General features: G+C 68.8%; 8 protein-coding genes. 3 read left to right on the top strand and 5 right to left on the bottom strand.

What is annotated here, in order from left to right:
* Positions 1 to 310: 310 nt before the first annotated feature.
* The gene (locus tag OP79_RS13110) at positions 311 to 1,588 is read left to right on the top strand and encodes a glycosyltransferase family 39 protein (RefSeq protein WP_245685302.1); all 1,278 of its coding nucleotides are present in this window, start codon (positions 311 to 313) and stop codon (positions 1,586 to 1,588) included.
* Positions 1,589 to 1,598: 10 nt separating this feature from the next.
* Here OP79_RS13110 and OP79_RS13105 read toward each other — a convergent pair whose 3' ends face one another.
* The 3 genes from OP79_RS13105 to OP79_RS13095 form a co-directional block, all read right to left on the bottom strand.
* Positions 1,599 to 2,462 carry a class I SAM-dependent methyltransferase gene (locus OP79_RS13105; protein ID WP_033320288.1) on the bottom strand — a complete coding sequence of 288 codons (864 nt, stop codon included), beginning with the start codon at positions 2,460 to 2,462 and terminating at the stop codon, positions 1,599 to 1,601.
* 478 nt (positions 2,463 to 2,940) lie between these two features.
* Positions 2,941 to 4,647: a glycoside hydrolase family 6 protein gene (locus OP79_RS13100; protein ID WP_033320287.1), complete on the bottom strand. Its 1,707-nt coding sequence runs from the start codon at positions 4,645 to 4,647 to the stop codon at positions 2,941 to 2,943.
* A gap of 13 nt (positions 4,648 to 4,660) precedes the next feature.
* Entirely contained in the window at positions 4,661 to 6,133 is a 1,473-nt protein-coding gene (locus tag OP79_RS13095; protein WP_033320286.1) for a cellulase family glycosylhydrolase, read from the bottom strand.
* Positions 6,134 to 6,410: 277 nt separating this feature from the next.
* On the opposite strand from OP79_RS13095, the gene OP79_RS13090 reads away from it, so the two are divergent.
* Together OP79_RS13090 and OP79_RS13085 are read left to right on the top strand one after the other, a co-directional pair.
* The gene (locus OP79_RS13090; protein WP_033320285.1) at positions 6,411 to 9,323 is read left to right on the top strand and encodes a glycoside hydrolase family 48 protein; all 2,913 of its coding nucleotides are present in this window, start codon (positions 6,411 to 6,413) and stop codon (positions 9,321 to 9,323) included.
* Between the two features lie 135 nt (positions 9,324 to 9,458).
* Positions 9,459 to 11,780 carry a beta propeller repeat protein gene (locus OP79_RS13085; protein WP_033320350.1) on the top strand — a complete coding sequence of 774 codons (2,322 nt, stop codon included), beginning with the start codon at positions 9,459 to 9,461 and terminating at the stop codon, positions 11,778 to 11,780.
* 72 nt (positions 11,781 to 11,852) lie between these two features.
* On the opposite strand, the gene OP79_RS13080 is transcribed toward OP79_RS13085, so the two are convergent.
* Together OP79_RS13080 and OP79_RS13075 are read right to left on the bottom strand one after the other, a co-directional pair.
* Entirely contained in the window at positions 11,853 to 12,467 is a 615-nt protein-coding gene (locus OP79_RS13080; RefSeq protein WP_033320284.1) for a dihydrofolate reductase family protein, read from the bottom strand.
* Between the two features lie 171 nt (positions 12,468 to 12,638).
* Positions 12,639 to 14,495: a rhamnogalacturonan lyase gene (locus OP79_RS13075; RefSeq protein WP_033320283.1), complete on the bottom strand. Its 1,857-nt coding sequence runs from the start codon at positions 14,493 to 14,495 to the stop codon at positions 12,639 to 12,641.
* Positions 14,496 to 14,556 lie beyond the last annotated feature (61 nt).

Here is a 14,556-nt window from a genome sequence, read left to right as displayed (position 1 = left end):
ACCGATCAACGCGCCCGAGATTGATAAGCGCCCGGACAGGGCTACGCATCAATCCCCAGGTGGCTGACCTTGGGGCTTCCGAGTCCCCCGCGTCGTCGCCCCGTCGACGACGCCCCACGCCCGGGAGCCCGTCATCGCCACCGCACAGTCCCTCCGCCCGGCCCCCGGCGCGACCGCGCGACCGGCCGCCGTATCCTCCCGGCGTCCCGGCCCGCTCCTCCTGCTGCCCGTCCTCCTCTCCCTGGTCCTGGGGCTGTGGGGGCTCCGCCGGGGCGGTTCCCTGTGGCGGGACGAGGCGGTCACCTTCGACATGGCGCACCGGAGTCTGCCCGATCTGTGGGGCACCCTCGGCACGGCGGACGCGGTGCACGGGGCGTACTACCTCCTCATGCACGCCCTGTACGCCGTCTTCGACGGCACCGACCCGCTGCTGGTGACGCGGCTGCCGTCGGTCCTCGCCACCGCGGCGGCCACGGCGGGCGTGGTCCTCCTCGGCCGCCGTCTCGCGAGCCCAGGTGCGGGCCTCCTCGCGGGCTTCGCCTTCGCCCTGCTGCCGCCCGTCCAGCAGCACGCGCAGGAGGGCCGCTCGTACGCGCTGGTCTGCGCGCTGGTCGTCTGGGCCACGTATCTGCTGGTGCGGGCCGTGGCCGCGCGGGACAGCGTCGGCCTCTGGTGCGGCTACGGCGCGCTGATGCTTGTGGCCTGCCTGCTGCACGAGTTCGCGGTCCTGACGCTGGCTGCGCACGCGCTCGCCGTCCCGCTCGCGGCCCGTCGCCGATGGCGCCTGGCCGCGCTGCCGGCGATCGTCGTGCTCGCCCCGGTCGCCGTGCTGAGCACACGCCAGTCGCAGCAGGTGGCGTGGATCGGCCACGACATCGTCGCGTACGTGTCGTTCGCGGCCACGGCCGCCGTCGCCCTGGTCTGTGCACGTGCCCTGCCCCACCGTGCCGGGCCCCGGACCGTGGATCTCAGAACTCTCGCCCTCGCCCTCCTCATCGCACCCGCCGCGCTGCTCATGCTGCTCTCCGTGCTCCAGCCGCTGTACGTCGACCGCTATGTCCTGTACGGCAACGCGGGCCTCGCCCTGCTCATCGGCGCCGCGCTGCACCGGCTCGGCCGCGCCCGGTGGATACGGCTCGCAGCGGCGGCGCTCGTCCTCGCACTGGTCCCCTCGACCCTTCACCTGCGGGACACCACCAGCCGCGTCGACGACGTCACGTCCATCGCCCGGACCATCCAGCAGCTGGGCGAGCCGGGCGACGGTGTGCTCTATATGCCGTTGCGCCGCCGTGTCTGGTCGCTGCCGTTCCCGGACGCCGTCAGCGGGCTGCGGGACCTCGCCCTGGACCGGAGCCCGGTCGCCTCACGCACCTTGTACGGCACGGAAGTCCCGGCATCGGTCATCCGCGCGCGGATGCTGGACATGACGCGGATCGTCGTCGTGCGCGACCCCGCCGGGCAGCCGGTGGACGCGATCGCGCAGGAAGCGGTGAAGCGGGATGTCCTGGCCGCGTACTTCGAGGAGTGCCGCACGCGCGAGGTGCGGGGCGCCCGGGTCACGGTGTACGCGCGGCCGGGCGCCTGCTGACCGGGCAGGGTTACGCGGACTTGACCCCGACGTACACCGTCTGGGCCGCCAGGACGAAGACGTCCGGGCGGTGGTGGACGCTCGCCTTGTCGTCCGGGTCGAGGAGCCGGTCGAGGGTCGCGAGGTCGTCGGCGTCGAGACCGTCGGCCAGACCCTCCCGGCGATGGGTGAGGGTGGTGGCCACGAAGGCTCGGACCTCGTCGGAGACGGGGGCGGGCAGGTCGAGGAGGAAGGTGCGGGTCGCGGTGTGGCGCAGGCCGGCTGCGGTCAGGAGGGCGGGCCAGTCCTCGGTCTCCTCCACCGCACCGGGCAACTCGGCCCGCATCTTGGCGAACCACTCCTCCTGCACCGCGTCCATGCGGGATTGCAGGCCGGGGCGGCCGATGCCGATGTCGCGCGGGAGGTAGCGCGAGGACAGGCCGCCTTCGAGGAGGGCGAGGGCACCGCCGGGTGCGAGACGGCGGGCGAATTCGGTGAGGGCGGCGCGCTGGTCGCCGACGTGATGCAGAGTCCTGCTGGACCAGAGCAGGTCGGCGGGATACTCCAAGTCGCTGATTCCGTCGGCCAGTTCGGCCTCCAGAGTGCCGAACCGGTCGGCGATCCCGTGCTCGGCGGCGCGGGACCGGGCGGCTTCCAGGAGGGGCGCGGACCCGTCCACGGCGACGACCCGCGCCTGCGGGAACGCGTCCGCGAGGAGGCAGGAGATGACACCGGGCCCACTGCCCACGTCCGCGATCAGCTCCGGCTCGGGCTTCCACTCCCGCAACCACCCCGCCGCCTGCCGGTACACCGGAGCGAACAGCTCCGCTTCCTGCTCCAGCATGGGCAGCCACTCGGCGAAGTCGATCTGCGTGTGATCGTGCTGATGCGCCATGGTTCATGACCTCTCATTCGACTTGCGTCCAGAGTGCTCCGCGAATCCCCGAAACGGCCACTCGCATTGCCGAAACAGCAAGCCGAACTTGTACATGAACTGGCCCCGGGGCTGCGCCCCGGATCCCCGCCAGGGGGTAGGGGTGACACTGCGTGTCGCGGCTGCGGGTGCGTCGTGGCTGGTCGCGCCGTTCCCCGCGCCCCTAAAGCAAAAGCCTGCGGCTCCACTCACCGCCAGCCACGACGTGCCCGCACTTGCCCACCGGCGGGAGGGGTCGTGGGCCGGTGCGTCGTATGCCCGTCGCTTAGGTTCTGTCTCGGAGGACCAGGACCCTGTACCAGCCCAGGGCCGTATGCCCGGCCTGCGACGGGCTGACGCACCGGCCCGCGACCCCGCACCCCAACAAACCCAGGGGCGCGGGGAACGGCGCGACCAGCCACAGTCAACCCGCAGTGTCGAACTGCCCAACCAGCGGCAGCTACAGCGCGGGGTACGCGTTCTTCATCAGCTCCTGGAACTGCGCCGAGAACCAGTGCCCCGACAGCGGAGCGTCCGGCAGCGCACCCGACATGTTGAAGTTGTTACGAGGATTGCCCTCGTACGTCGGGTCGCACATCCGGTCGAAGCCCTTGCCCTCGTCGTTCGGGATCTCCTTGCTGGCCCCGTCGGACTCACCCGGCGGCTTCATCCACACGTACGCGTCGATGCCGGAGGCAGGCGCGGCCTGCGGGCGCTCGCCGAGGCCGGCGCCGGACTGGTTGCACCAGTTGCCCGTGTTGAGGCGACGGTCGTAACGGCCGCCGTCGACGTAGGTGTCCACACTGGTCGTCGCGCCAGGACCGGTGGGCCGGGAAGCGCCGCCCCAGCCGTTGCGGGACGTGTCGATCAGCATGCCGATGTCCGAGTTGAAGCCGACGGAGACCAGCTTGTCGCGGAAGGCCTGGGCGAAGGACTGCTCGTCGACGTAGCGGTTCCAGTCGACCCACTTCGACTCACGGACCGACTTGCCGGCCACGTTGTCGTTGATCGTGAAGTGGTCTTCCTTCAGCGCGCTGTAGTTGGCGGTGTTGGTGATGAAGCCGTGGACGTCGTTCACCGTGGCGCCCTCGGCGGTTGCCGCCTGCTTGAACAGATCCGCCGACGGGCCGAAGTTGTCGTCCCAGCCGATCCAGCCGTGGTGCCCGGCGTCCACGTAGTTGTAGACGTTCTCCGTGTCGCCGAGCTTGTTGAGTGCGTAGCCGACGCCCTTGACGTAGTTGCCGTTGGCCTTCATCACGTCGCACTCGGGCGTGGCCGTGGGACGGCTGCCGGTGTTGGTGACGAGGTTGGGCAGCGAGTCGATCTCGACCGTGGTGACGATGCGCAGGTCCGCGTACTTCGGATCGGCGAGGATCGCGGCGATCGGGTCGATGTACTCGGTCTTGTACTTGTCGATCTCCGTCGGACCGAGTTCGCCATTCGACGCCAGCGCCGCGCAGTCACGCCCCGGCAGGTTGTAGATGACGAGCTGGACGACCAGTTCGTCCGAGCCCTTCTGTTCCAGCGCCTCGTCGAGGTGGTCGCGCAGGCCCATGCCGCCGTTCACGCCGTTGATGGCGGCGATCCGGTCCAGCCACACACCGGTGGGCTGGCTGGCGATGCGGCTGCCGCCGGTTTCGGCGGCGGCCTTCGCGGACCACTCCGGGTTCACGTACACCTTGGCGCCCGAGTACGGGTTGTCGACCTTGGGGCCCGTCGGGTCGGGTGGGTCGGTGGGGCCGCCGCCACCGTCGACGTTGCAGGTCACGCCGTCGAGCGTGAAGGTGGTGGGCATCGCGTTGGTGCCGCTGTACGAGGCGTTGAAGCCGAAGCTGATGGAACTGCCCGTCGACAGCGTCCCGTTGTAGCTCTCGTTGGCGGCGGTGACCGCGTTGCCGCTCTGGCTGAGGTTGGCGTTCCAGCCGCTGGTGATCTTCTGGTTTCCGGCGTACGACCACTTCACGGCCCAACTCGACTTGGCAGCCGTGTGGTTGGTGACCGTGACCGCGGCGGTGAAGCCGGAGTCCCACTGGTTCTGCACCTTGTAGTCGACGGTGCAGGGGACGGCGGCCGGGCCGGCGTCCGGGGGCATCGCCGCGACAGCGGTGCCCGTTCCTCCGACGAGCAGCGCTAACGCTGCCAGCAGTGCTGTTCTGGTACGGCTCATGATGTGCGGGTTCCTATCCGTCGAGGGAGCGCAGGTGATCGCGCAACCCGATGCCGAACGACGTGGGAGTACCGTCGTAGTCCGAGATGAGGGCCGGACCCGAGTTGCAGTTCCAGGTGTTCCAGGTCCAGCCGAGGTACGACTGTTCGCGCTCGTCGAACCACGTCATGACGCGGTCGATGAAGGAGTGCGCGCAGGTGTTCTCGCCGATCTCGCCCGCCACGAGCGGCACTTGGGCGGCGACCGGGCCGAGCGTGGAGTCCCAGCAGCTCTCGTTGGAGCAGGTGTTGAAGTTGTAGACGTGCCAGGCCGCGGCGAGATTGCCCGCCGGATCACTCGGCTTGTACGTCAGCCACTGGCTCAGGTCGTTCGAGTACGCGAGCCCGCCCGCCAGGATCACATTGGTGGCGCCGGTCTCGCGGATCGTGTCGATCAGGTCCTGCATCCCGGCGACCTCGTAGCCGATGCCGGGGCAGGTGCCGCCGTCCCGCCAGCAGGTCCACGCCTGTTCGGCGGTGGAGGTCGCGCGGTCCGGGTAGGGCTCGTTGAACAGGTCGAAGACGACGGTCGGGTCGTCCTTGAAGGTGCTGGCGACCGAGGCCCAGAAGGACGGCGTGTACTGCATGTTGGGCATCGGCTTCTGGCAGCTGGCGTGCACGTCGGAGCAGCCCGCCGAGTTGCCCGTGTACTGGCCGTGGGACCAGTGCAGTTCGAGCATCGGCGTCATGCCGTGCGCCTTGACCTTGGTCACCAGGTCCTTGACGGCGGCGATGTAGTTGGCGCCGGCGTACTCGGGCTTGATGTTGGACAGGCCCAGCCAGCACTCCTCGTTCAGCGGAATGCGGACCGTGTTGACGTTCCAGTCGGCGATCGCCTTCACCGAGGCGTCGTCCACCGGTCCGTCCCAGATGCCGTAACCCTGTACGCACGCGAACTCGCCGCCGGAGCGGTTGACGCCGAGCAGTCGCCGGGTGGCTCCGCTCTCGTCGACGAGCTTGTTGCCAGAGGCCTTCAGCACGGGCGGGCCGTCCGTGGGAGCGGGCGGATCCGGCGGATCGGGCGGGACCTCGGCGTCCACGTTGCACGTGGTCCCGTTGAGCTTGAAGGACAGGGGCGCGGCGGTGCTCCCCGACCCCGAGGCCAGGAACCCGGCGCTGATGCTCGCTCCCGAGCCCAGCGCTCCGTTCCAGTTCTCGTTGGCCGCGGTCACGGTCCTACCGGACTGGGACCACTTGGCGTTCCAGCCCTGGCTGACCTGCTGTCCGCCGGCCAGGTCGAAGGAGAGGCTCCAACTGCTCAGCGCGGCGGTGTTGTTGGTGATTTTCACGGCGCCCTGGAAGCCGGCGTCCCACTGGCTGGTGACGGAGTACTCCACCGTGCACGCGGGCGCCGCTGCGGAAGCCGTGCCGACCGGTGCGACGGTGCTCGCCGCAAGGGCGAGTGCCGCACCGGCCACTAAAAGAGGTAAACGCGGGGGGTGTCGCATGAGCGACTCCTTGCAGCTCTGACGCGCCGTCACGGACGCGTCGACTGATGGAATCGCTCCCACTGGTGCGGACGAAGGTAGCGCCAAGTGATGGCAAAGAACAGAGGAGTAACCAAGGAGTTGACATGTTTCCTACAGATGCCCCTATCGAATCTTTTCGACTCTTCAAGCACCTTGACCCTTGACATCCCCCTCCCCAAGATGGGAGCGCTCCCACTGGTTCAAAGCTTGTTGCTCCTCCCCCCATCTCCGAGCCGCAAGGAGAGGAACCAGAGACATGGCAGGCAGAAAGAGACGCCGTGCGCGGCGGTTGTGGACCGCTGTCACGGCGGCCCTCGCACTCCCCCTCACCACACTGGCGACAGGCTCGACTCCCGCACAGGCGGCGGCAGTCGAGTGCAACGTCGACTACAAGACCAACGACTGGGGCTCCGGTTTCACCGCGGAGCTGACCCTCACCAACCGCGGCTCCGAAGCCATCGACGACTGGACGCTGACGTACGACTACGCCGGCAACCAGAAGCTCGGCAACGGGTGGAGCGGCACCTGGTCCCAGTCCGGAAAGACCGTCACAGTGAAGAGCGCCTCCTTCAACGCGAAGATCGCCTCCGGGGCCGCCGTCACCACCGGCGCGCAGTTCACGTACAGCGGGACCAACGCCGCACCGACCAACTTCGCCGTGAACGGCACCACGTGTGTCGGCGCGCACCAGCCGCCGATCACCGTGCTGACCAGCCCCGCCGCGGGCGCCGTCTACACGCAGGGCGACGCGGTCCCGCTGGCCGCCACCGCCGCGGCGGCCGATGACGCGACGATCAGCAAGGTCGAGTTCTACGACGACACGAAGCTGCTCGGTACGGACACCACGTCGCCGTACACGCTCTCCGTCAACACCCTTGCTGTCGGCGGTCATTCGCTGGTGGCGAAGGCGTACGACAGTCTGGGTGCCTCGGCGGACTCCACCCCGGTCGGCATCACGGTCGCCTCGGGTCCCGCCGTGGTGGCCTCGCCTGCCCAACTCGGCGTCCAGCAGGGCAAGACGGGCACGTTCGACGTGAAGCTGTCGACGCAGCCGAGCGCGAACGTGACGGTCTCCACCGCCCGTACGGACGGCAATACGGGCCTGTCGGTCACCGGCGGCTCGTCGCTCACCTTCACGCCGTCGAACTGGAACACGGCCCAGAAGGTGACCATCACGGCCGGCGACTCCGGTACCGGCTCGGCGACTTTCGAGTCGACGGCCACCGGGCACGCCAAGGCCACGGTCACCGCCACCCAGCTCGCCGCGACCAAGGCGTACGACGGCCGCTTCCTGGAGCTCTACGGCAAGATCACCGACCCGGCGAACGGCTACTTCTCCCCCGAGGGCATCCCGTACCACTCGGTCGAGACGCTGATCGTCGAGGCGCCGGACCACGGCCATGAGACGACGTCGGAGGCGTACAGCTATCTGATCTGGCTGCAGGCGATGTACGGCAAGGTCACCGGCGACTGGACCAGGTTCAACGCCGCGTGGGAGACCATGGAGAAGTTCATGATCCCCACGAAGGCGGACCAGCCGACGACCTCCTTCTACAACGCCTCCAAGCCCGCCACGTACGCGCCCGAGCTGGACACCCCGAACGAGTACCCGGCGAAGCTCGACCCCGGCGTCTCGGTCGGCCAGGACCCGATCGCCTCGGAGCTGAAGAGCGCGTACGGCACGGACGACATCTACGGCATGCACTGGCTGCAGGACGTCGACAACGTCTACGGCTACGGCAACTCGCCGGGCAAGTGCGAGGCGGGCCCGAGCGACACCGGCCCTTCGTACATCAACACCTTCCAGCGCGGCTCGCAGGAGTCGGTGTGGGAGACGGTGCCGCAGCCGACCTGTGACGCTTTCAAGTACGGCGGCAAGAACGGGTACTTGGATCTGTTCACCGGTGACGCCTCCTACGCCAAGCAGTGGAAGTTCACCAACGCGCCGGACGCCGACGCGCGTGCCGTACAGGCCGCGTACTGGGCCGATGTCTGGGCCGAGGAGCAGGGCAAGGGCTCCGAGGTCTCGGCGACGCTCGGCAAGGCCGCGAAGATGGGCGACTATCTGCGCTACGCCATGTACGACAAGTACTTCAAGAAAATCGGCAACTGCGTGGGCCCGTCGACGTGTGCACCCGGCACCGGCAAGGACGCTTCCCACTACCTGCTCAACTGGTACTACGCCTGGGGCGGCGCCACCGACACCTCGGCGGGCTGGTCCTGGCGCATCGGCTCCAGCCACGCCCACGGCGGCTACCAGAACCCCCTGGCCGCGTACGCACTCAGCTCGTACGCCGATCTGAAGCCCAAGTCGGCCACCGGGCAAGCGGATTGGGCCAAGTCGCTCGACCGGCAGCTGGAGTTCTACCGCTGGCTGCAGTCGAACGAGGGCGCCATCGCGGGCGGTGCCACCAACAGCTGGAAGGGCCACTACGCGACCCCGCCGGCCGGAACCCCGACCTTCTACGGCATGTACTACGACGAGAAGCCGGTGTACCACGACCCGCCGTCCAACCAGTGGTTCGGCTTCCAGGCGTGGTCCATGGAGCGGGTCGCCGAGTACTACCAGCAGACGGGTGACGCGGACGCCAAGGTCGTGCTCGACAAGTGGGTCGACTGGGCGCTGTCCAAGACCACGGTCAACCCGGACGGCAGCTTCCGCATCCCCAACACGCTCCAGTGGTCGGGTGCGCCCGACACTTGGAACGCGTCAAGTCCCGGTTCCAACAGCGGACTTCATGTCACCGTCGCCGACTACACGAACGATGTCGGTGTGGCGGCCGCGTACGCCAAGACCCTGACGTACTACGCGGACAAGTCCGGGGACACCGAGGCCGCGTCGACCGCCAAGGCACTGCTCGACGGTATGTGGGCGAACAACCAGGACGCGCTGGGCATCGCGGTCCCGGAGACCCGCGCCGACTACAACCGCTTCGACGACGGCGTGTACATCCCCAGCGGCTGGACCGGCACGATGCCGAACGGTGACGCGATCAACTCCTCGTCCACCTTCGACTCGATCCGCTCCTTCTACGAAGACGACCCGGCGTGGTCGAAGATCGAGAGCTATCTCGCGGGCGGCGCCGCGCCCACGTTCACGTACCACCGGTTCTGGGCCCAGGCGGACATAGCGCTCGCCATGGGCTCGTACGCGGAGCTCCTCGAATAGCCCCCGTCGCTCCGTGTACAGGGCCCTACCGACGGGGCCCACGGCCGGGCGGACCCCCTCCTCCTGGGGGTCCGCCCGGCTCCACTGCGCACTTCCTCCTCCCCCCATCCCCCGCTCCAGGAGAGGACCCCCACCGTGCGAAGAACCGGAAAAACCGTCAGAAGGGGCCGCGTTCTCACGGCCGTACTCGCGCTCGCGGCCGGTCTCCTCGCGGGCAGTCCGTCCGCGATGGCGGCCCCGCCGGTCGAGAGGCCGGTGAGCGTCGCCGCCGACCCGTACACCTGGAAGAACGCCCGGATCGACGGCGGCGGCTTCGTGCCAGGCATCGTCTTCAACCGGAGCGAGAAGAACCTCGCATACGCCCGCACCGACATCGGCGGCGCCTACCGCTGGCAGGAGTCGACGAAGACCTGGACCCCGCTGCTCGACTCCATCGGCTGGGACGACTGGGGCCACACCGGCGTCGTCAGCCTCGCCTCGGACTCGGTCGACCCCGACCGGGTGTACGCGGCCGTCGGCACGTACACGAACAGCTGGGACCCGAAGAACGGTGCCGTGCTCAGGTCCGCCGACCGGGGCGCGAGCTGGCAGAAGGCCGACCTGCCGTTCAAGCTGGGCGGCAACATGCCCGGACGCGGCATGGGCGAGCGGCTCGCCGTGGACCCGCACAAGAACAGCGTGCTGTATCTGGGCGCCCCGAGCGGCAAGGGCCTGTGGCGGTCCACGGACTCGGGCGCCTCCTGGTCGCAGGTGACGAATTTCCCCAACGTCGGTAATTACGTGCAGGATCCGACGGACACGAGCGGCTACGCCTCCGACAACCAGGGCATCGTCTGGGTCACCTTCGACGAGTCGACGGGCACTGGTACGAACGCCACGCAGACGATTTATGTCGGCGTCGCCGACAAGGAGAACGCGGTCTACCGCTCGACCGACGCGGGCGCCACCTGGTCCCGGCTGCCCGGCCAGCCCACCGGATACCTCGCCCACAAGGGCGTGCTTGACGCCGAGAACGGCTACCTCTATCTCGCGTACAGCGACAAGGGCGGCCCGTACGACGGCGGCAAGGGACAGTTGTGGCGGTACGCGACCGAGTCCGGGACCTGGACGGACATCAGCCCGGTGGCCGAGGCCGACACGTACTACGGCTTCAGCGGGCTGACCGTGGACCGGCAGAACCCGGGCACGGTGATGGCGACCGCGTACAGCTCCTGGTGGCCGGACACCCAGATCTTCCGCTCCACGGACAGCGGCGGCACCTGGACGAAGGCCTGGGACTACAGCTCGTATCCCACCCGCTCGAACCGCTACACCATGGACGTCTCGTCCTCGCCCTGGCTGACCTGGGGCGCGAACCCCTCCCCGCCCGAGCAGAGCCCCAAACTCGGCTGGATGACCGAGGCGTTGGAGATCGACCCGTTCGACCCGGACCGGATGATGTACGGGACGGGCGCCACGATCTACGGCACCGAGGACCTCGGCAAGTGGGACAGCGGGGGCCAGTTCACCATCAAGCCGATGGTGCGGGGCCTGGAGGAGACGGCCGTCAACGACCTCGCCGCTCCTCCGTCCGGCGGGGCGCAGCTGTTCAGCGCGCTCGGAGACGTCGGCGGCTTCCGGCACACGGATCTCACCAAAGTGCCGTCGATGATGTTCACTTCACCGAACTTCACCACGACCACGAGCCTCGACTTCGCCGAGACGAATCCCGGGACCGTGGTGCGGGCCGGGAATCTCGACGCGGGTCCGCACATCGCCTTCTCCACCGACAACGGTGCCAACTGGTTCGCGGGGACGGATCCTTCGGGCGTCTCGGGCGGCGGCACGGTCGCCGCCGCCTCCGACGGCAGCCGCTTCGTGTGGAGTCCGGAGGGTGCGGGCGTGCACTACGCGACCGGGTTCGGCTCGTCGTGGTCCGCGTCGAGTGGGATTCCGGCGGGCGCGATCGTGGAGTCCGACCGGGTCGATCCGCGGACCTTCTACGGCTTCAAGTCCGGGAAGTTCTACGTCAGTTCGGACGGTGGCGCCACCTTCACGGCGTCGGCCGCGACCGGTCTGCCGAGCGGTGACAGCGTGCGCTTCAAGGCGCTGCCCGGTACCAAGGGCGACATCTGGCTGGCGGGCGGTGCGAGCGACGGCGCGTACGGGCTGTGGCACTCGACGGACGGCGGCGCGAGCTTCACCAAGCTGTCGGGGGTCGAGCAAGCCGACACGATCGGCTTCGGCAAGGCCGCGCCCGGCGCCTCGTACCAGACGCTCTACACCAGCGCCAAGATCGACGGCATACGCGGCATCTTCCGCTCCACGGACCAGGGTTCGACCTGGACGCGCATCAACGACGACGCGCACCAGTGGGGTTGGACGGGTGCGGCCATCACCGGGGATCCGCGGGTGTACGGGCGGGTGTACGTGTCGACGAACGGGCGCGGGGTCGTTTACGGGGACACGGCGGGATAGTGGCCGCGTAGATGACCCGGCCCGGCCTGGCCTGCGCGGTGTGCGCGGGCCGGGCCGTGAGCCGGTGGTCTCTTACTGCCCGGGCTGGGACAGGTGAGCCTTGGCCTCCTCGTATCCGGCGTCGCCGGTGGACTCGGCCCGGGTGTAAACGAGGTGCAGTACGCCGGACCCGAAGGTCTTCGAGGAGAGCAGGCGCAGCGGGATCGTGGTCTCGGCCTCGTCGAAGAGCCGCATTCCGTGGCGTACGGCGATCGGGTGGACCAGCAGGTGCAGCTCGTCCAGGAGGCCGGCGGCCAGCAGTTGGCGGACGACGGAGATCGAGCCGCTCAGGGAGATGACCCCGCCCGGCTCGTTCTTCAGCTCGGTGACGGTCTCGATGAGGTCGCCCTGGAGCTGCTCGGAGTTTCGCCAGGTGAACTCGAGCTTCTGGTGCGAGGCCACGATCTTGCGTGTGTCGCCGAGGATCTTGGCGAAGCCGGCGTCCTCCCCGCCCTCCGCCTCACGCTCGGGCCACGCCCCCGCGAAGCTGTCGTAGGTCTTGCGGCCGAACAGGATGGTGTCGACCCCGTCGAACAGCGAGCCGACGGCGGCCCCCATGTCGTCGTCGAAGTACGGAAAGTGCCACTGGTCGGGGGCTTCTACGACGCCGTCGAGCGAGATGAACAGGCCGGCGGTGATCTTCCTCATGGTGATTCCTTCTGAAGAGCTGCTTGGTGAAGTTGTCTCTGTAGACCGTGGGAGCCGAGTGAACTCATCGGTGCTCAGCGTGCCAGTACGACGTGGTGGAAATCCCGGCAATACGGAAGGGGCCCCGCGACGGAAGCGGGACCCCTCCGGTACCTCAGGTGTGCCGGGCTCTCAGGGTGCGTAGACGGTCGGGCGAGGAGCCGTCGCCATGCCGCTGCCGATGTGGAAGCTGGGGTGCGGCGGCTGGTTGTAAGCCGTATTTTGCCAGGCCAGCGCGACGCGGTACATCGGGTCGTGCAGCAGGGTGGTGATCTTCGTGCTGGTCTCGTGCGGGGTCGAGTAGATCCTCAGGGCCGTGTTGTCCGCGGTGCGCCAGACGACCTCCTCGCGCCAGTCGCCGAGGATGTCGCCGGAGAGCGCCGGGGTCGCCTTGGTGCCGTTGTTGGAGGCGACGGAGGCTCCGGTCAGCAGCCGGGTGTCACCGCTCGTGCCGTACTTGTCGATGCGGGTGCCGTCGAGGAGTTCGCGGGTGGTGTCGCCGTCCCACCAGTTCACGAAGTTGATGCTGGACGGCTCGCGGCCGAGCGAGGCTCCGCTGGGTGAGCGGAGCGTGGTGTCGGCCGCGGACCAGGACTCGGCGCCTGCCGAGCCCGCATGGATGTCGGCGGAGACGCCGCGGCCGTTGTCGGAGCCGGAGGCGGTCTGCCACAGGATCTGTCCGGTGCGCGCGTCGGCCATCCAGGAGCCGGGCTTGGAGCTGTCCTCGGACACCTTGAAGTACTCGAGTCCCGAGCGGGACGGGTTGAGGTCGCCGACATGGCCGGCGTCCCCGTGGCCGAGTTTGGTCGTCCACAGGCCATGCCCGTTGTCGTCCACGGTCATCGCGCCGTACACGATCTCGTCCTTGCCGTCGGCGTCCACGTCCGCGATGGACAGGCTGTGGTTGCCCTGGCCGTCGTAGCCCTTGCCGGTGTTGGTCGAGGAGTTGGTGTCGAAGGTCCAGCGGCGCGTGAACTGGCCGTTCCGCCAGTCCCAGGCCGCGATCACCGAGCGCGTGTAGTAGCCGCGGGCCATGATCAGCGAGGGCCGCTCGCCGTCCAGGTAGGCGGTACCGGCGAGGAAGCGGTCGACACGGTTGCCGTACGAGTCGCCCCATGAAGCGACGTTGCCGCGCGCCGGGACGTAGTCGACCGTCTGCATCGCCTTGCCGGTCTGCCCGTTGAACATGGTCAGGAACTCGGGCCCGGACAGTACGTACCCGCCGGAGTTGCGGTGGTCGGCGGACGCGCTGCCGATCACCGCGCCGGTGCCGTCCCGCGTGCCGTCCGCGGTCTTCATGGCGACCTCGGCCTTGCCGTCGCCGTCGTAGTCGTACACCTGGAACTGCGTGTAGTGCGCGCCCGAGCGGATGTTGCGGCCCAGGTCGATGCGCCACAGGCGGGTGCCGTCCATCTTGATGCCGTCGACGATGGTGTTGCCGGTGACGCCGGACTGCGAGTTGTCCTTGGCGTTGGTCGGCTGCCACTTCAGTACGAAGTCGAGGGCGCCGTCGCCGTCCAGGTCGCCGACGGAGGCGTCGTTGGCCTCGTAGGTGTAGCCGGAGCCGCCCGCCGGGGGCGTGATCGGCACGTCCTTGTATCCGCTGCGGAACTGGATGGCGTGCACGGAGTCGCCCTGCTCCACTCCGTCCACGATCGCGCGGACCGTGTAGTCGGCGGAGTTGGGGGCGCCGGAGTGGAAGTAGTTCGTGGAGCCGGTGATCGGCGTCGAGTTGACCTTCGTACCGGCCCGGTAGACGTTGAACGACACGTTGCCCGGGTCGGTGCCCAGCCAGCGCCAGCTGACCAGGTTGCCGCTGCCGGTGTGGACGCTGACGACGCCCCGGTCGAGTCCCTCGACCTGCCGGGCGACCGCGGCCTCGGCGGAACTCACGTTGAACGCGGTGATCCCGGTGGCGGCCAGGGTCCCGGTGACGACGGTGGCGAGCAACAGGCGGAGCTTCTTGCGTCTGCGATGCGGGTGCCGCACGGTGACGTACCTCCTGAGTGGGGGCAGAGGGGTTCCACTCCTCAGTCGCCGCTGGGGGTAC

The sequence above is a fragment of the Streptomyces yerevanensis genome (assembly GCF_000716805.1).
In the GTDB taxonomy this organism is placed as follows: Bacteria; Actinomycetota; Actinomycetes; order Streptomycetales; family Streptomycetaceae; genus Streptomyces; species Streptomyces flaveus.
This window is presented reverse-complemented; position numbering and strand designations above follow the sequence as displayed.